The following is an 18081-nucleotide window of genomic DNA, read 5'->3' on the forward strand; positions in this document are numbered from 1 at the left end:
TGCGAGGAGTTTACTGTGTTGAGGGGGAATACAACCAATAAGCTGCAGTACGTGATTCTGAGGATTATAGCGGAGTCTTAGCGTGCTTATTTAGGCGGCTTGTACGACCGGTGCTATAAATGCGGCGTGCCATAATAGCAACTAGACTCGATGCAGAACACTGTTATTGACCAAATCGCTTGCAGTGCAACCGAGGACTGTGTACAAAGCGTACCTCTTTTACGAACTATCTGGATAAACCTCTACCCATGAATAATGATGCTAAGTCGACCGCCGAGCCCGCCGATTCTTCTGATGACAGGAGTAATGAAGGCAAAGTACGTTTTAGCGAATTAGGGCTATCCGATCCCATTAATAGAGCATTGGCCGACATGGGGTTTACACACTGTTCGCCCATTCAAGCACAGTCGTTACCGATTACATTAAGCGGTCACGATGTCTTAGGGAAGGCGCAAACGGGTACAGGGAAGACGGCGGCCTTTCTGATTGCGTTGTTTGAAGATTTACTGCGTCAACCCGCTCCAGAAGAGCGTTTTGCCGGAGAAGCGCGCGCTTTGATTATTGCACCAACGCGCGAACTCGTTATGCAAATTGCCAGCGATGCTAACGATATAGGTAAATATACGGGCCTCAATGTTCATGCGCTTGTGGGCGGCATGGATTTTGGTAAGCAATTGCAGGCCATGCAATCCCGTCATGTGGATATCGTAGTGGCAACTCCTGGGCGGCTCCTGGATTTTTGTGAGCGCAGAGAGCTGTATCTCGATCAGATTGAGCTATTAGTTATTGATGAAGCTGACCGCATGCTGGATATGGGTTTTATCCCGCAGGTGAAGCGTATCGTCCGCATGGCACCCGAAAAAACACACCGTCAAACTCTCTTGTTCTCGGCAACCTTCTCTAACGATGTTTTGCGATTGGCCGAACAATGGATGTTTGAGCGAACAACGGTTGAAATTGAACCCGATTCTGTGGCCACCGATACGGTTGAACAGATTGTGTATATGGTGGCGAGCGAAGAAAAATTACCCTTGTTGACCAATCTAATTGCACAGCCAGACGTGCAAAATTTGATGATATTTGCGAACAGACGCGATCAATGCCGTGTATTGCATGAGCGTTTGCGTAATAAAGGCTTTAAAGTGGGTTTGCTATCCGGTGATATTCCGCAGGGCAAGCGAGTAAGAACTCTGGAAGAGTTCAAAAACGGCCGTTTACAGGCGCTCGTTGCAACCGATGTAGCGGGTCGAGGTATTCATATTGACGGCGTAAGTCATGTGGTTAACTACACCTTGCCAGATGAGCCTGAAGACTACGTACACCGTATTGGCCGAACGGGTCGCGCTGGTAACTCTGGAAAATCGATCAGTTTTGCCTGTGAAGACGATTCTTTCCGGTTACCGGCCATTGAAGAGCTTATAGGGCGAAAGCTGAAGTGCGTGCTCCCTCCTGAAGAGTTGCTCGACTAACGCTTATTCGTCGTTCGATACAGGTTTCATTGGCTACACTTTGGAGGTGTTTACCGTCACTAGCGGTAGGAGCCTCTATGTTGGTTGAAAGCTTATGAAAACCATTCTCGTCGTTGAAGATAGCGCTATTGTTATGAAGGTGCTGCGTCACGTGCTTGCACGTAGTGCCCAAATTAATCCCATCTACGCCAAAACGTTCGCTGAAGCTAAACAAATAGTCGCTCGCGGCGACCATGTTTTTTTTGCCGCACTCGTTGACCTAACCCTTCCAGATGCACCCGACGGCGAAGTGGTCGATTATACGCTTGGCCTCAAATTGCCCACTATCGTACTTACCGGCAGCTTCGATAATCAGCGCAGGGAAAAGCTGTTAGCGAAAGGTATCGTTGATTACGTAACGAAAGAAGGCCGTTTTTCCTATCAATACGCGTTGGGCGTACTGCATAGGCTGATAAAAAATCAGCAAGTGAAGGTGCTCGTAGTCGAAGATTCCTCCACTCAGCGGAAATTCATCAGCACTCTCCTGAAACTGCACCTATATGACGTTATTGATGCCGACGATGGTGTAAATGCCATCAAGGCCTTGCTCGCCAACCCAGATATTAAGATATTAATTACCGATTACAATATGCCACGGATGGATGGGTTTGAACTCGTTAAAACCATTCGTGGCAAATATGAAAAAACGGATTTGGTTATTATAGGCTTGTCCTCCGACGAAGATGGCTCGTTGTCGGCTCGCTTTATTAAAAACGGCGCAAACGATTTTTTGCGCAAGCCTTTTAATCATGAAGAGTTTTTCTGCCGCATTAATCATAATGTTGAATTTATTGAGTTGATAGAGCAAGTACGCGACGCGGCAAATCGAGATGACCTAACGGGTTGTTATAATCGAAAATATTTTTTTGAGCAGGGCTCGAGTATTCGCGATAGATCGGCCCAAAATGAGTCGCCATTATCAGTAGCGGTAATCGATTTGGATAATTTTAAATCGATAAACGACCGTTACGGCCACGAAATTGGTAACTTTGTTATACAGCGCGTAGCGGATAGCTTAAGCACCTCATTTGACCGTTTTTTGCTCGCGCGTGCGGGAGGGCAGGAATTCTTCGCGTTATTACCCGGCTTGAACAATGAAAAAGCGGTCGCTTTTGTGGATAGAATTCGCGAGATTGTCGCGTCTAGCCCTCAGCGCCTAGGAGCCGAAGAGGCCAGTATTACCTTTAGCGCTGGTGTTAGCAGTCTTCTTGGCGACAGTATTGATGATATGCTATTTAGTGCAGGCGCCTGCTTGCACCGAGCAAAAGATACCGGTGGCGATATTGTCATCGGCGATGATGACAGCGAATAACCGACGTTACTCCGCGAATTACCTTTCCCCGAGTGTCCGCTCACGGTGCCCTTTTGTAGGGCCAACCCTTATCGCGATCGAAACGAAGTAGAAGGTACCCATGAATTATCAACGAATGAATAATGGCATTCGCCACGCACTGACGACGCTCGTCATTATTGTAATCGCTGGCGTTTTACTTGGCTGCGAAGCGCAGACTTCCGAGCAACATTCTGCTGTATTAACGCCACCAGAAAGCCTCGAACAGGGTAGTGCGCTTACTGGGCAATACCGCAATCTATTTATTGAGGCTGGCTATACACAAGACGACGTGCAAGCGCGCCTGCAGGCAACGTTTGACCAGCTTTTTTACGGCGACCCCCAAAATGAGAGGGTTTATTATACGGCGGGTAACAATAGTGATGGCGCATTGGCGTACATACTGGATGTAAACAGCGAAGATGTGCGTTCAGAAGGGATGTCTTACGGCATGATGATCGCGTTACAGCTGAATAAAAAAGCCGAATTTGATGCGATCTGGAACTGGTCCATGACGCACATGTATCAGTCGAACCCCAAGCACCCTGCGTTTGGGTATTTTGCGTGGTCCGTGAAGCCGGATGGCCAAGCCCTTGACGAAATGCCTGCACCAGATGGCGAAGAGTATTTTATTACCGCGCTATATTTTGCCGCACAACGCTGGGGTAATGGCGAGGGGCTTTATCATTACAGCCAGTGGGCCAATCAAATATTGACAGATATTCGCCATAGGCAAACGATTACCGGCATGACGAACCGTGGGGAAATGACAGCAGGAAACCTGTTTGATGAAACGGCCTCAATGGTGCGTTTTACGCCGGACATTGTGAATGCAGCCCATACGGATGCGTCCTACCATCTTCCTGCCTTTTATGAGGTGTGGGCTCGCGTTGGCCCCGAGAGTGACCGACCGTTTTGGGCGAATGCTGCACAGGTAAGCCGACACTATTTTGTATTGGCTGCTCATCCGCGCACGGCTTTAACACCAGACTACGGCAATTTTGATGGCTCAGCGTGGGCTGCACCATGGCGAAGCGATTCTCAAGATTTTCGTTACGATGCGTGGCGCACGGCAATGAACTGGTCAATGGATTGGGCGTGGTGGTCGGCGGATAGCCGTCAGCCTGCGCTTAGCGATCGATTACAGGCGTTTTTTGAATCGGAAGGAATGGACACCTACGAAAGCCTCTATACGCTCGACGGCAAAAAGTTAGGGGGTGGCCAGACAACGGCACTGGTGGCAATGAACGCTACTGCGGGGCTAGCGGCTACAGTGTCGGAGAGAAAGCTCAAATTTGTGGAAGCTTTGTGGGAGCGCGACGTTCCAACGGGCCGTTATCGTTATTACGATGGCATGCTCTACATGATGGCGCTATTACATTGCAGTGGTGAATACAAAGCGTGGTTGCCACCCACTGCAGTGGAACCCCTGTAAATGTCGCTGCGTGGGTGAGCCATATGAATGGCGTTAAACCGAGGTTATGCACGGGGTGACGCTATTCGCAGGCCTGATCGTTAAGTTCATTCAGCCAAAAAATGGTGCCTCCAGTAACGGCAGCGGGCATCGCAAAAATATTCACTAACGGGATAAGGCTGCAGGCGGTGATCATGCCACCAAAACCGAAGCTGCTATACATCGAATCGCTTAAACGGTTTCGTACACGCGTAAACGAGCAGCGATGGTTGTCGGCGGGGTAGTCCGCATACTGAATAGTCATACACCAAGCGCTCCATGCAAGGCCTATTAGTGGAGCGAGTAGACCACCGAACGGTATTACCAGGCCAATTAATAGCATGATGAGCATTACGAGAATGCCGCGAATAATAAAATAGAGCAGCTTTTTGATTTCGCGTTTAAAGACTCTTGGAATCATGGTGGCGAGCGATTCGGGTTCTGGTTTTTCGCCTGTTAGCAGGTGCTCTGCTTTTTCGGCCAGTAGCCCGTAAAAGGGAGCCGCAATAATGTTGGTGATAATATTAAAGCTATAGGCGTAAATGATAAGAATAAGTACAACGAGAATAATGCCGAGTAATTTCAGTAGAAAGTCGACGGCGGGGCGCAGCCAGTCTGCTACATCGAAGTACATGCCGTTGGTAAACATATCCAGGTAGGATATGAGTGCGCTGGTTAAAAATATAAAGAGAAAAATATTGACCAGCAGCGGCACTAAAATATAAGCACGCAGCTGGGGGTGCCAGAGCAGGCGCACACCCTGAAAGAAGTAATGTGCACCGGTGAGTAGATTGTTTTTAGGTAAGGGTGCAATCATTAAAACTTGGCGCCAGCAGATTCTAAGGCTTTAATATAAGCATCGCTCAAGCGGTGGTCACTTGCTATTTGTAGCAGTGTTTTTCCTTCAGGGTTTTTAGCGTTAATGTTGCGGCCGTCCTCAATAAAAAAGGTTAAAAAGGTCGCAAAGTTATCGGCTTTCATGCCGCGGTAGGCTCGCTCAAGCGCTGTAAAATCGGTATCAATACCTTCATAGCTTTCTACGTGTAAAAAACTGCGTACGCGGTCGTCGTCAAATACTTCGCCCAATACTTTTTGTTTGTCTTTTTTTAATGACATTGTCTTTCCTGCTCAATAAGGTTCTATTAATATTTCGATCGTCTAGCGCTTACTGCGTTGAGTAAGGTTAGATACACAGTGCCATGATTGGCGTTCTATACTCTTTGCGTAACCGATTGGCACGGTTGAATGTTAGGCCTTATTTTGACGTTAACGATTCAATCGTACCAGCCGGCTAATCGGCTCACACTGTGTCAGCCGATTAGCTATTGTCTAGTTTTTGTTTCAAAATTGTATTTAACTGCTGCGGATTTGCTTGCCCCTTGGAGACCTTCATTATTTGTCCCACAAAAAAGCCGAGCATTTTGGGGCGTTTAGCCTCATCGGCCTTGCGGTAGTTGTCTACTTGCGCCGCATTACTGGCTATAACATCGTCAACCATTTTTTCCAGCGCGCCAGTATCAGACACTTGCTTTAAGCCTTTTGCGTCAATAATAGTGTCGGCGTCACCTTCACCGTTCCACATGGCGTCAAAGACTTGTTTGGCAATTTTGTTGGAAATGGTTTGATCTTTAATCCGCGTAATTAGGCCGCCTAAGTGTTCACCCGAGACCTTGCAGGCCGTAATGGGTATATCGTCGGCATTTAAACGTGCGGACACTTCGCCCATTGTCCAGTTTGCTGCCAGCTTTGCATCGCCACAGGCATTGGTTGCCGCTTCAAAGAACGCTGAAATATTGGCGTCGCCGCTCAAACTGCCAGCGTCGTAACCGGAAAGACCAAAAGTGGCTTCGTAACGCTTTTGGCGCGCATCGGGCAACTCGGGCAGCGTGGCGCGAATGGCTTCGATATAGTCGTCATCGATAATAACGGGTAATAAGTCAGGGCAAGGGAAGTAACGATAATCGTTGGCTTCTTCTTTCGAGCGCATGCCGCGGGCAGTATGCGTATCACCATCATAAAGACGGGTTTCTTGGGTTATGGTGCCACCGTCTTCGAGTACTTCTATCTGACGCTCGACTTCTTGGTGGATACAGCGTTCCATAAACCGGTAAGAGTTGAGGTTTTTGGTTTCTGTGCGCGTTCCTAGCGTTTTTTGCCCCTTGGGGCGTACCGAAATATTGACATCGAAACGCATGGAGCCCTGGCTCATTTCACCATCACAAATACCCAAAGAAGTGACGATTGAATGCAGTTTTCTCGCAAAAGCCACGGCCTCTTCTGAGTTACACATGTCGGGCTCCGTAACCACTTCGATAAGCGGTGTACCGGCGCGGTTTAAGTCGATACCGCTCATACCATGAAAATCTTCATGTAAAGATTTACCGGCATCTTCTTCTAAGTGTGCGTGATGAATGCGTACACGTTTTTCTCTTCCGCCCTCAAGCTGTAAATCCATGTGGCCGGGCCCCACAATAGGTTCGTCCAACTGCGTGGTTTGATAGCCTTTAGGTAAGTCGGGGTAAAAGTAGTTTTTGCGTTCGAATACGGAACGCTTACCTATTTCGGCGTTCACGGCCAGGCCAAACATAGTGGCGTAGCGAAACGCTTGCTCGTTTGGTGTTGGTAGAGTGCCGGGCATGGCCAAGTCGATTGCGCATGCTTGCGTGTTGGGCTCAGCACCGAAGGCGATGCTGGAACCAGAAAATATTTTGCTGTTGGTGGCCAGTTGTACGTGTACCTCCAACCCTATAACCGTTTCCCATTCCATATTGATTACTCCTTACGTGATGGAAGCCGGAGCAGCGGTGTGGAAGTCCGTTGCTTGCTGGTATTGATGCGCGAGGTTTAATAACTTGCCTTCGGCAAAATAATTGCCGATTAGCTGCAAGCCTACGGGCTTGTTATCGACGAGACCGCACGGAATGGACATGCCCGGAAGCCCGGCAAGATTGGTCGCAATGGTGTAGATGTCTTCTAGGTACATCGCAACGGGGTCGTCACCCTTTTCGCCGAATTCGAACGCAGGAGACGGTGAAGTTGGCCCCATAATGACATCGACCTCCTTAAACGCGTTAACAAAATCTTGTTTGATCAAGCGACGAACTTGTTGGGCTTTACCGTAATAAGCATCGTAATAGCCGGCCGACAAACAGTAGGCGCCCACTAAAATACGACGCTTAACTTCATCTCCAAAGCCTTCTCCGCGTGAGCGTGTGTAGAGGTCTTCTAAGTTTTTTGGGTTATCACAGCGATGGCCGTAACGTACACCATCGAAGCGCGATAAATTCGCGGAACATTCGGCAGGAGCAATAACGTAATACGCCGGTACCGCTAAATGTGAATGAGGTAACGAGATTGATTTGATTGTGGCGCCGGCCTTTTCATACTCTTTAATGGCCGCTTCTACGGCTGATTGTGTGCCGGGGTTTAGGCCTTCGCCGAAATATTCTTGGGGTACACCAATGGTAACGCCTTCTAGCGAGTCGTTGAGGGTTGCGGTGTAATCACTTAAGGGCTCATCGACACAGGTGGAATCTTTGCTGTCGAAGCTGGCCATTACATTGAGCATTATGGCTGCGTCTTCAGCCGTACGTGTCATGACGCCGGCTTGATCCAAACTCGAAGCAAAGGCAATCATGCCCCAGCGAGAGACACGCCCGTAGGTGGGTTTAATACCCGTAATGCCGCACAACGCCGCGGGCTGGCGAATAGAGCCGCCTGTATCGGTTGCGGTAGCGGCAGGCGCCATGCGTGCGGCCACTGCAGCGGCGGAACCACCCGACGAGCCGCCGGGTACACAGCTCGTGTTCCACGGGTTTTTCACTGGCCCAAAATAGCTGGTCTCATTGGATGAGCCCATTGCGAACTCATCCATATTGGTTTTGCCTAGCATCACGGCACCGGCGTCTAGATAGTTTTGGACGACGGTAGCATTGTAGGGCGGTACAAAATTATCGAGCATCTTCGAGCCGCAGGTTGTTTTAACGCCGTCGGTGCAGAAAATGTCTTTGTGGGCGAAAGGCACACCGCATAATGGATGGGCGTCACCTTCGGCCAGTCGAAGATCGGCGGCTTTAGCGCTAGCGATAGCCTGCGCTTCTGTCACGGTTATAAAGCTGTTATAGGCCGTATCGAGCGATTTGATACGCTCCAGATAGTGACGGGTAATGTCTTCACTCGAAAATGTTTTCGCGCGTAAACCGCGAATGATTTCGGCAATGGTCAGGTTATGCATTACGTGATCCTGATATGAGTCCTGGTAAAGGAATGTGGGGCTGCAAGTGGTGTATTGGTTATAGCGCTGTTGCGTTTATTCGATGACTTTGGGCACAAGATAAAGGCCGTTTTCAGTCGCGGGCGCAATGGCTTGAAACTGTCCTCGCTGATTCGGCTCGGTGACCTTATCGGCACGTAACCGTTGGGTGGCATCTAAAGGGTGGGCCATAGGCGTGGTGCCGTCTGTATCTGCCGCTTGTAATTGATCAACTAGCGCAAGTACTTCCGTAATGCTTTTGGCTGTTTCTTCAATAGTTTCTTCGCTTATTTTTAAGCGGGCCAAGTTGGCCAATTTTTCAATTTCTGAAGGGTTCACGCTAAGCTCCTGAAAGCGTTGGGGAGGTAATTACACTAAACGCGTAACGTTACCATATTTGCGCCTTGCCCAAAATCCCCGGCGTTGATAGAGTGCCCACAATCTAAGGATTTGTCGGTTGTTGTGTGCATTTTTAGGGCTGTTAGCCGACGACAATCCAATCGGATGAAAAAAACAGAATTTTCTAGCCAGCGTAAATTCACTCTGGCCGAAAAAACAAGGTTTTAAAAAATATGTTTAAGCGTTTACGCGGTCTTTTTTCCAACGATTTATCTATTGATTTAGGTACAGCAAACACTCTTATTTATGTTCGTGAACGCGGTATTGTGCTCGACGAGCCTTCCGTTGTTGCCATTCGTAATCAAAACGGGCAGAAATCGGTTGAGGCGGTGGGCATGGCAGCCAAGCGTATGCTTGGTCGCACACCGGGTAACATTACGGCTATTCGCCCCTTAAAAGACGGCGTAATCGCAGATTTTCAGGTAACGGAAAAAATGTTGCAGCACTTCATCAAAAAAGTGCACGAGAATAGCTGGTTTCAGCCAAGCCCTCGTGTATTGGTTTGCGTACCGTGTTTGTCTACCGAGGTGGAGAAACGGGCTATCCGTGAATCGGTGCTGGGCGCAGGTGCACGTGAAGTACGATTGATTGAAGAGCCTATGGCTGCGGCCATAGGCGCGGGTTTGAGCGTATCTGAAGCGACAGGTTCCATGGTGGTGGATATTGGTGGTGGTACGACTGAAATCGCTATTATTTCGCTTAACGGTGTCGTGTTGTCTGACTCTGTACGTGTTGGCGGTGATCGTTTCGACGAAGCGATTGTTAATTTCGTACGCCGTAAATACGGTAGTGTTATTGGCGACGCGACGGCCGAACGCATTAAGAAAGAAATTGGCTGTGCTTATGCGGGCAGTGAAGTATTGGAAATCGATGTGCGTGGCCGCAATCTTGCTGAAGGCGTACCCAAGAGTTTCACCCTCAATAGCGATGAAGTGTTGGAGGCGTTACAAGAGCCGCTTTCGGGGATCGTCCAGTCGGTTAAAAGTGCTCTGGAGCAATCGCCGCCTGAGCTAGCGTCGGATATTGCCGAAAGTGGCTTGGTGTTAACCGGTGGTGGCGCTTTGTTGCGCGATCTCGATCGATTGTTGAGTGAGGAAACCGGTTTGCCGGTTGTGGTCGCAGAAGACCCATTGACCTGTGTTGCCCGTGGTGGTGGCCGTGCAATGGAACTAATGGATCAAGACTCCGTCGATTTAGTCTATTAAGGCGCGCACCTGTAGGATGACGTAATATGAGCAAACGTTACGTTTCTCTCTAGCGCGCAATTCATATCAGCTCCGCTTTAGCGGTGCCGATATGAAATTAAACCATTAACGGCGCAACAACTATACAACGGAGCCCGCCATCAAACCGCTGTTTCGCCAAGGTCCCTCTCTCTCTGTTCGTGTCGTGGTGCTAATCATCGCGTCTCTCGGGCTCGCTTATACCTACCTTTATACCGATTGGTTTGAATCGATTGAAAACCACGCTACGGATTTTTCCGCGCCCTTGTATTGGGTGTCAGATTTGCCCGCTCGCGCGAGTGACTGGGCCGATAATCGTGTAATGTCGCGCGGGCGTCTCCAGCAGGAAAATGATGCTTTACGTACGGAGCTACTGGTTCATAAACGTAAACTTCAGCAAATGGCGTCGTTATCCGCCGAAAACACGCGACTTCGTCAACTGCTGAATTCGGCTGATATGCTTGAAGATCGGGTGATTATCGCCGAGCTTATTGGCGTTGCACCCGACCCCACCATCCACAAAGTGATTATTAATAAGGGCCGTAACGACGGCGTGTATGTCGGTCAGGCTATGGTTGATGCTTCAGGGCTAATGGGGCAGGTTGTGAGTGTGGGAATGGGCAGCAGCCATGTATTACTCATTACCGACACCACGCATGCTTTACCTGTTCAGATTAATCGCAATGGTGTTCGGTTAGTGGCCGAAGGTATCGGGAGCTTGTATCAACTAGCGATACGGCACGTGTCAAATACGGTGGATATTCAAGCCGGCGACCTATTGGTCAGCTCCGGCCTAGGGCAGCGTTTTCCTATTGGTTACCCAGTTGCCGAAGTTGTCGAAGTACGCTTTGATCCTGGTAAGCCTTTTGCGCAAGTTATTGCACGGCCTATGGCCGAAATGAATAAGAGCCGGCATGTGTTACTGGTGTTTGACCAGCCGCCTTCGGAAGTGGTGCCTTAGTGGTTGTAGAGCGCGGGCGCCCGGTTGTATTGATTGTTATTAGCCTTTTGTGTGGGCTGCTTATTGCCGTATTCCCGCTCTCCCAAGAAGCGGCTTACCTCCGTCCCGAAATCGTGTGCATGTTGGTCGTTTATTGGGTGATGCACTCACCGCAGCATATTGGGATGCTCTTCGCCTGGAGCGCCGGTCTTGTTCAAGATGTTGTCGAGGTCACGGTTTGGGGAGCGCATGCGCTGGCCCTCACTGTCCTGGCTTACATTTGTTTACTGTCTTACCAGCGAATCCGTAATTATTCAGTTTGGCATCAGTCGCTGTGGATTTTTGTATTGGTCGGTACACACCAAGTCGTTGTGAACTGGATACAAGGCCTTGCAGGTTACCGTTCTCCGGCACAATTATTGATATTGCCCACCGTTATGAGTGCGCTGTGCTGGCCTTTACTTGTTTTTGTGATTCAGCGAATTCGCCAGCGTTATCGACTTGCTTGAGTGGTAAACTTCCCGCCTTACTTTTTTTATCCGTAACCATTCACTCGGTGAATTAAAACCTACTATTAACAAAAGCGAAGGGGTTGTTGTTGAATTCTCAAGACCGTGTTGTACCACATCTTATCCTTGCCTCTCGTTCTCCTCGGCGGCGCGAACTGTTAGAGCAAATTGGCGTCCAATATCAATGCATAGTAGCCGATGTACCCGAGACGCGTGAGCCGGACGAAAACCCAACGGATTACGTTCATAGGCTTGCCGAAACAAAAGCCCTTGCAGGCTATAAAGTTCACGGCGAAATGAAACCGAGCTGCAGGGTGCCGGTTCTTGGTGCAGATACTATTGTCGTTTGTGCGGGCGCAGTACTCGAAAAACCCAATAACAAGGCCGAGGCTGTGGCCATGTTAATGGCCATAAGTGAAACATCCCATGAAGTGATGACTGCTGTATCGGTATGCTTGGGTGATACTATAGAAACGGTCATTAATACCACGCGGGTATATTGTCGTAACATCACCCTCCGTGAGGCGCAGGCTTATTGGCAAACAGGTGAACCCGCCGATAAAGCCGGTGGGTATGGCATTCAAGGTCTAGCCGCTATTTTTATAGAGCGAATAGACGGTAGCTATTCAGGTGTGATGGGGCTGCCATTGTTCGAAACGGCCGCGTTACTTAATCGGTTTAATGTGCCTATAGGGCAAGCAACGAATCAATAGATGACCGTATGAGTGAAGAAATCCTAGTCAATTTTGGCCCTACTGAAACCCGCGCAGCGCTTGTTGAAAATGGTGTTCTGCAAGAGGTGTTCGTAGAGCGCGCGCGCACAAAAGGGTTTGTTGGTAATATTTATAAGGGCAAAGTCGTGCGTGTATTGCCCGGTATGCAGGCCGCCTTCGTCGATATAGGTCAGGCTAAGGCGGGGTTTATTCACGTATCGGATATTCCCGCGTTAAATGAAAACGGCATTGAAGAGCGTGGCAACGCCGAGGCTGATATACGCGATCATTTACGTGAAGGCCAAGATTTACTGGTGCAAGTAGCCAAAGATCCTATTAGCACCAAAGGCGCTCGCTTAACGTCACAGCTTTCCGTCTCAGCGCGTTATTTAGTGTACATGCCGAACAGTGATCACATTGGCGTTTCTAACCGTATTGAAGATGAAACTGAGCGCGAGCGGCTAAAAGGTTTAGTCGGAAAGTTAGCGGAGGAATACTCCGATCAATATCCCGGTGGTGGTTTTATTATTAGAACCGTTGCAGAGGGTGCATCTGAGGAGGATCTCCGAGCCGATATCCCGTTTATTTTTCGTCTTTGGCATGATCTGGCCGACCGAATTAAAAATGCCGCCGCACCGGATATTATCTACGAAGATCTTCCGCTCTATATGCGCACTATTCGCGACCTCATGCGCTCCAATATAGAAAAAATACGCATTGATTCACGCGAATCCTTCGCCAAGATGGAGAAATTTGCGGAGCATTATGCGCCTGAAATAGGCGGCAGAATTGAGCATTACCCTGGTGAACGGCCGCTGTTTGATTTATACGGCGTAGAAGAAGAAATTCAGCGGGCCCTCGATAACAGGGTTGTTCTGAAGTCTGGCGGTTATTTGATCGTTGAGCAAACAGAAGCCATGAGTACAATAGACGTGAACACTGGCGCGTTTGTAGGCCATCGGAATTTAGAAGAAACCATATTTAAGACGAATTTAGAAGCGGCTGCGGCTATAGCGCGGCAGTTACGGCTACGCAACTTAGGCGGTATTATTATTATCGATTTTATCGATATGAAAGATGTTGAACATCAGCGCCAAGTCTTGCGCACACTCGAAAAAGCGTTAGAAAAGGACCGAGCAAAAACCAGTATCACCGGCGTGTCGGAATTGGGTTTAGTTGAAATGACGCGCAAGCGAACACGGGAATCCTTAGGGCAAGTGTTGTGTGAGGCCTGTCCTATTTGTAACGGACGAGGGTCGTTAAAATCCGCTGAAACCGTGTGCTATGAGATTTTTCGGGAAATTTTACGCGAAGCGCGCACCTACGATAATGAACGTTTCTTAGTGCTAGTGTCGCAAGCGGTGATTGATCGCTTGCTCGATGAAGACTCGGATAACGTGGCCGATTTAGAAGCGTTTATTGGAAGGCCTATAAAATTCCAAGTGGAATCGCTTTATAACCAAGAACAGTACGACATTATTCTAGTGTAATAATGGCTGGGCGAGACAAACTACAGCAATGATCAGCCAAAGAACCACTCAGCGTATCGCGCGACGAATATGGGGAACATTGTTCACCCTAGTGATAGCGCTTGCCGTTTTTGTGCAGCTTGGCCGCGAAGCCTTCCCACTGCTTAATGACTACCGCGATGACATTACGGCGCATCTAGGTAAGCGTTTGGGTGTGAATATACAGGTTGGAAAGCTAGCCGCCGCATGGACAGGGTTGCGGCCCGAAATTGAACTGTACGATGTTGTTGTAACCAGCGAACAACACGAACCCATTTTTAAAATTGCGCAGGCAACCGTGCAACTTAGCCTAGTCGATTCCCTTCTCCAATTTAATTTACGCTGGCGACAATTGGCGTTTCATCAGCTTGAAACAACATTATTACAAGATAATCTTGGCCAATGGCAGATTAAAAATGCGCCGGTGCGTAAACGCACCGAAACGCAATTTACAATAGACGACCCTCTGGATATTTTTCTGTTTGGTCGTCGTGTTGAAATGGACGGTGTTACGTTTAACTTGGAATTTCGTACGGGCCATTCATCGGCCCTTAGTATTCCTTCCATTACACTCGAAAATGATCGTAATTTTCACCGTGCGAGTGTCTCCGCTAGTGTCCTAGGTGCGGAAGGGGAAGAGCGACAACATTTGACCTTAATCATGGAAGGAACAGGCGACCCTAGGGACCCTGAAAACTTTGATTCTTCGGGTTATCTAGCGCTTCACCAATTCCCAATGGAAAAAGTAGTGGCGGCTTTTGCAGGAGGCCACTGGCAAGCACAAGACAAACATGACTGGGCAGAAGGTCACCGCCTCGATTTAGAATTGTGGTATCGCGGTACAAGCCAAAAAGGCATGACCTTTCGCGGTAAAATACGCTCCGATGGTTTGCCGCTGGAGGTGCCCGACAGTGTTGTATTGCCTGAGCAGCTATCGGCGGATGTCACGGGGCATTGGCATGCACGTGAAGGCTGGGAAATGGTATTGCAGCAGTTTGCCTTGCAGTGGCCGGACTTCAGTTCTCCGCCTATGAATATTCAAGTAAGTGGTGGCGTTGACCAAAAGGTGTCGTTAGGTATCGATCACCTTGAGGTAGAGCCTTGGCATCAATTGGCTCAGCAAGTGGGTTACGTTCAGGGGAAAGCGCATAAAGTTTTGTCGGCTTTGCAGCCAGCGGGCACGCTTAACAATCTTGCGATAACCATGCTACCGGCCGAGGAAGGTTACTTTCGGCTCAATGCCGCGCTGGAAAACGTTAGCTTGAAAAGTTATCGCGGTTCACCAGTAGTAGAGAATCTCGATGGGTTTGTTTCGGCAAGTGCATTCGACGGCACAGTGGATATTCGCAGCCAAAATGGCTTTAGTATTGGTTTTCCGCGTATCTATGCTAAGCCGCAGAGTTTTGAGCGTGCGAAGGCGCGTGTTGGATGGACAATTGATCGAGAAACCAAAACGGCCTACGTGCATTCGGGCGTGATCGAATTAGTAGACGGCGATCAGGTTGCCAACGGTTTATTGCATTTGATTTTGCCGACCGTTCGCGATGGTCGCGAGCCTCACATGACGTTAGCGGTAGGCATGGATAAAGGACCGCTTAGCCTCCACAAAAAATTTGTCCCTAAGGTGTTGCCGTCCAGTTTACGTCGTTGGTTAAACGCCAGTATTGGTGAAGGCTCAATGACCAACCTGGGTTTTATCTATCACGGTTCTATCGCGAAAAAACCGAAAATAAAGGCTTCTATCCAACTTAGGGCTGACATCCATAAAGCACAGTTAACCTTTGACCCCCATTGGCCAACGCTCAATGAAGCTGACGGGCTGTTAACACTACATAACGGCCAATTAGATGTGCGTCTTAATCACGCGACCATACAGAATAATCGCGTTGACGATGCCGTTGTTCTAATGCGGCCCAACCCCGATGATGAGGGCATGATGCTTTCTATTACCGGAAAACTTTCTGGGCGCACAGCCGATGCCATGGCGTTACTACACAATAGCCCCGTGCGTAACGTATTAGGTGAAACCTTAGGCTCATGGACATACGGCGGCAATATTAAAGCCGGTATCGACCTTAGTATTCCACTAAAAGCCGGTGCTAAGGGGCTTCGCCAACGTGTAAATGTTGATTTTGAACGCGCTAGTATCAACCTGCAGGGCATCGACCTTGCCATAGATTCCGTAGGAGGGCGTCTGGTTTATCGTTCAGACGAAGGCCTTGTTGCGGATAAACTTAGTGGACGAATCTGGGGGCAGCCTTTTAATGCTTCGATAAAAAGCCCAGCAGTGAAATCACTGATCGATGGGAGCCCAACGGTAGAGGTTGTAAGGGATACGGAAATTCATTTTTCTGGCCCTGTCGCGATGTCGGCGTTGCGTCAATGGACGCATCGACCAGAACTTGGCTTTATGAAGGGAACGACCTCCATCGAGGGGGTTATAATCTTACCGGCAAAAGATACCACGGAACACTTTCTACAGATTGAAGCAAAATCTGCGCTAAGCGGTGTTGAATTCCGCCTACCGACACCCTTTAATAAATCGGTACTAGAAACTAAACCTTTCTCTTTTAATTTAAAATTATACGATGGCTATCAGCGTTACCAATTCGATTACGCGGAAATAGCGCGCTTACGTTTACAGTCGGGCGATGGCATTGAGAGCAGTGGGCAACTTAGTCTTGAAGCAGCAGAAAAACCCTTACAGCCTGGTTTTTTTGATGTTAATGGTAAAATGGACTTACTGGATTTAGAAGTATGGGATGAAGTGTATGATCGCTACTTATCCTATGGTAAGGAAATGTTCGAAAAAAATGGAATCGATGAAAATGATGCTAACTTGCCGATTCGCTTAGATCTAGCCGTTGGTGCTGTGAGTATGGGGCAAGCGAGTATCAACGATATGCACATTAACGGCCTTGGCAATACAGAGCAGTGGGCCTTACGTATTCAAAGCGAGATGACATCAGGCAACGTGATTGTGAAAGGTCAAGATGATCAGAAGCACCTTTCACTTGATCTAGATTATTTGAAATTTGATTTTCCAGAGCATTCCGCAAGCCTTTCGGTTGAGTCCGATGGCGCAGGCACAACGCCGGAAATAACGGCTGAAGAAGCCTGGTCGTTGGCAACCGTTGATCTTAGCAAAATCACGTTTCCGGTTAATTTTTCGGTTAAAGATCTTCGTTTTTCAAATGAGCCTTATGGGCGTTGGGCGTTCGACCTTAAACCCCTTGCCGATGGAATATCGTTAACAAATATCCAAGCTCTTATACGCGGCGTGGCGATTGGTGACGTTATACAAACAAAAAAACCAACGCCGAAAACGGCAAGTCAAACCAATCGAAATGTACGTGCCGGGACTAATGTCACACGCGTAAACGCTCCAAAATTAAGCCGCCGCCAGACTTTTATCCAATCGGTTAATACTGCGCCGCATGCGGAATTTATTTGGCGTCAATCTGGCGGTGTTAACCATAGCTATTTTAATGGCACTTTAATGGCGAGCAATGTGGGCACCGTCTTGGAGGCTTGGGGTGTTGAAAAAATATTAGAAAGCCGACAAAGCATCGTAAGTGCAGAGGTTGCATGGCAAGGCGCACCTGATGAAATCAACTTGGATATTGTCAGCGGCGAAGTTATTTTCGATTTAGAAGACGGTTCGTTTATTCGGGGTAGTAATGAAAGTGACAACGGGCTGTTACGGCTCATTGCATTATTTAATTTTGATACACTTGCAAGACGGCTAAAATTAGATTTTAGTGATCTCGCCAAAGAAGGTTTCGGCTTTGAATCAGTTCATGGCGAATTCGATTTTGAAAATGGGTGGATCTATATCAATGAACCAATGGTCGTCGATTCCACCTCGTCAAAACTGCAAGTGGCAGGTACATTAGATGTCATCAACGAAAAAATCGATGCAGAGCTTGTCGCAACTTTACCGGTCGCGGGCGATATTACAATAGCCGCAGCGTTGGTAGCGGGGTTACCGGCTGCGGTTGGTGTCTTCCTGATCAGTAAAATGTTTGAAGAGCAAGTGGATAAAGCCTCCAGTTTAAGTTACGAAATTTCCGGTGAGTGGGAAGACCCGAAGTTAAAGTTTAGGCAAATATTTGACGACACGGCCGCAACCGCCAAGGGACGAAAAGTGAAGTCGCTAGAGCGAGAAAGGTCAAGAGGGCCAAATGATCGTCCGCCTGCTGCAGACAATTACAGCACGCCAGAGCCCACACCATTGCCGGAATAG

Annotated in this window: 14 protein-coding genes; 9 read left to right on the forward strand and 5 right to left on the reverse strand. The window is 48.5% G+C overall.

The annotated features are described in order from the left end of the window. Nucleotides 1-248 precede the first annotated feature (248 nt). The 3 genes from rhlB to H5647_RS06465 all read left to right on the forward strand — a co-directional run bounded on the left by rhlB (nucleotide 249) and on the right by H5647_RS06465 (nucleotide 4273). Nucleotides 249-1469, forward strand: coding sequence for an ATP-dependent RNA helicase RhlB (rhlB, locus tag H5647_RS06455; RefSeq protein WP_082086970.1), 1221 nt, complete (start codon nucleotides 249-251; stop codon nucleotides 1467-1469). Nucleotides 1470-1563: 94 nt separating this feature from the next. Continuing rightward, a complete protein-coding gene (locus tag H5647_RS06460) occupies nucleotides 1564-2820 on the forward strand; it encodes a diguanylate cyclase (protein ID WP_045857244.1) in 1257 nt (418 codons plus the stop codon). 100 nt (nucleotides 2821-2920) lie between these two features. Continuing rightward, nucleotides 2921-4273 (forward strand): glycosyl hydrolase family 8, encoded by a 1353-nt coding sequence (locus tag H5647_RS06465; RefSeq protein WP_236074801.1) that lies wholly within the window; start codon nucleotides 2921-2923, stop codon nucleotides 4271-4273. Between the two features lie 61 nt (nucleotides 4274-4334). On the opposite strand, the gene cysZ is transcribed toward H5647_RS06465, so the two are convergent. The 5 genes from cysZ to gatC form a co-directional block, all read right to left on the reverse strand. After that, nucleotides 4335-5108, reverse strand: coding sequence for a sulfate transporter CysZ (gene cysZ / locus H5647_RS06470; RefSeq protein WP_045857247.1), 774 nt, complete (start codon nucleotides 5106-5108; stop codon nucleotides 4335-4337). Continuing rightward, nucleotides 5108-5407, reverse strand: coding sequence for a PA4642 family protein (locus H5647_RS06475; protein ID WP_045857249.1), 300 nt, complete (start codon nucleotides 5405-5407; stop codon nucleotides 5108-5110). The genes cysZ and H5647_RS06475 overlap by 1 nt, the downstream gene beginning before the upstream one ends. 202 nt (nucleotides 5408-5609) lie before the next feature. Continuing rightward, nucleotides 5610-7058 (reverse strand): Asp-tRNA(Asn)/Glu-tRNA(Gln) amidotransferase subunit GatB, encoded by a 1449-nt coding sequence (gene gatB, locus H5647_RS06480; protein WP_045857251.1) that lies wholly within the window; start codon nucleotides 7056-7058, stop codon nucleotides 5610-5612. A gap of 12 nt (nucleotides 7059-7070) precedes the next feature. Then, a complete protein-coding gene (gatA, locus tag H5647_RS06485; RefSeq protein ID WP_045857254.1) occupies nucleotides 7071-8525 on the reverse strand; it encodes an Asp-tRNA(Asn)/Glu-tRNA(Gln) amidotransferase subunit GatA in 1455 nt (484 codons plus the stop codon). Nucleotides 8526-8600: 75 nt separating this feature from the next. After that, nucleotides 8601-8882: an Asp-tRNA(Asn)/Glu-tRNA(Gln) amidotransferase subunit GatC gene (gatC, locus tag H5647_RS06490; RefSeq protein WP_045857256.1), complete on the reverse strand. Its 282-nt coding sequence runs from the start codon at nucleotides 8880-8882 to the stop codon at nucleotides 8601-8603. A gap of 233 nt (nucleotides 8883-9115) precedes the next feature. On the opposite strand from gatC, the gene H5647_RS06495 reads away from it, so the two are divergent. From H5647_RS06495 to H5647_RS06520, 6 genes are all read left to right on the forward strand, one after another. Further along, nucleotides 9116-10147 (forward strand): rod shape-determining protein, encoded by a 1032-nt coding sequence (locus H5647_RS06495; RefSeq protein WP_045857257.1) that lies wholly within the window; start codon nucleotides 9116-9118, stop codon nucleotides 10145-10147. Between the two features lie 148 nt (nucleotides 10148-10295). Next, nucleotides 10296-11126 (forward strand): rod shape-determining protein MreC, encoded by an 831-nt coding sequence (mreC, locus tag H5647_RS06500; protein ID WP_408034023.1) that lies wholly within the window; start codon nucleotides 10296-10298, stop codon nucleotides 11124-11126. Then, nucleotides 11126-11614 carry a rod shape-determining protein MreD gene (gene mreD, locus H5647_RS06505; RefSeq protein WP_045857261.1) on the forward strand — a complete coding sequence of 163 codons (489 nt, stop codon included), beginning with the start codon at nucleotides 11126-11128 and terminating at the stop codon, nucleotides 11612-11614. Before mreC ends, mreD begins: the two co-directional genes overlap by 1 nt. An 89-nt stretch (nucleotides 11615-11703) precedes the next feature. Continuing rightward, a complete protein-coding gene (locus H5647_RS06510) occupies nucleotides 11704-12327 on the forward strand; it encodes a Maf family protein (RefSeq protein ID WP_045861151.1) in 624 nt (207 codons plus the stop codon). 8 nt (nucleotides 12328-12335) lie between these two features. After that, nucleotides 12336-13817: a ribonuclease G gene (gene rng, locus H5647_RS06515; RefSeq protein ID WP_045857263.1), complete on the forward strand. Its 1482-nt coding sequence runs from the start codon at nucleotides 12336-12338 to the stop codon at nucleotides 13815-13817. A gap of 28 nt (nucleotides 13818-13845) precedes the next feature. After that, nucleotides 13846-18081, forward strand: a complete 4236-nt coding sequence (locus H5647_RS06520) for a YhdP family phospholipid transporter (RefSeq protein ID WP_052691906.1) — start codon at nucleotides 13846-13848, stop codon at nucleotides 18079-18081.

This window comes from Teredinibacter purpureus (assembly GCF_014217335.1).
Lineage (GTDB): Bacteria > Pseudomonadota > Gammaproteobacteria > Pseudomonadales > Cellvibrionaceae > Teredinibacter > Teredinibacter purpureus.

Coding starts and splice junctions, on each gene's coding strand:
- H5647_RS06465 (WP_236074801.1), top strand. CDS start 2,921: ATGAATTATCAACGAATGAATAATGGCATTCGCCACGCACTGACGACG.
- gatA (WP_045857254.1), bottom strand. CDS start 8,525: ATGCATAACCTGACCATTGCCGAAATCATTCGCGGTTTACGCGCGAAA.
- H5647_RS06460 (WP_045857244.1), top strand. CDS start 1,564: ATGAAAACCATTCTCGTCGTTGAAGATAGCGCTATTGTTATGAAGGTG.
- H5647_RS06495 (WP_045857257.1), top strand. CDS start 9,116: ATGTTTAAGCGTTTACGCGGTCTTTTTTCCAACGATTTATCTATTGAT.
- gatB (WP_045857251.1), bottom strand. CDS start 7,058: ATGGAATGGGAAACGGTTATAGGGTTGGAGGTACACGTACAACTGGCC.
- cysZ (WP_045857247.1), bottom strand. CDS start 5,108: ATGATTGCACCCTTACCTAAAAACAATCTACTCACCGGTGCACATTAC.
- rhlB (WP_082086970.1), top strand. CDS start 249: ATGAATAATGATGCTAAGTCGACCGCCGAGCCCGCCGATTCTTCTGAT.
- rng (WP_045857263.1), top strand. CDS start 12,336: ATGAGTGAAGAAATCCTAGTCAATTTTGGCCCTACTGAAACCCGCGCA.
- H5647_RS06520 (WP_052691906.1), top strand. CDS start 13,846: ATGATCAGCCAAAGAACCACTCAGCGTATCGCGCGACGAATATGGGGA.
- H5647_RS06475 (WP_045857249.1), bottom strand. CDS start 5,407: ATGTCATTAAAAAAAGACAAACAAAAAGTATTGGGCGAAGTATTTGAC.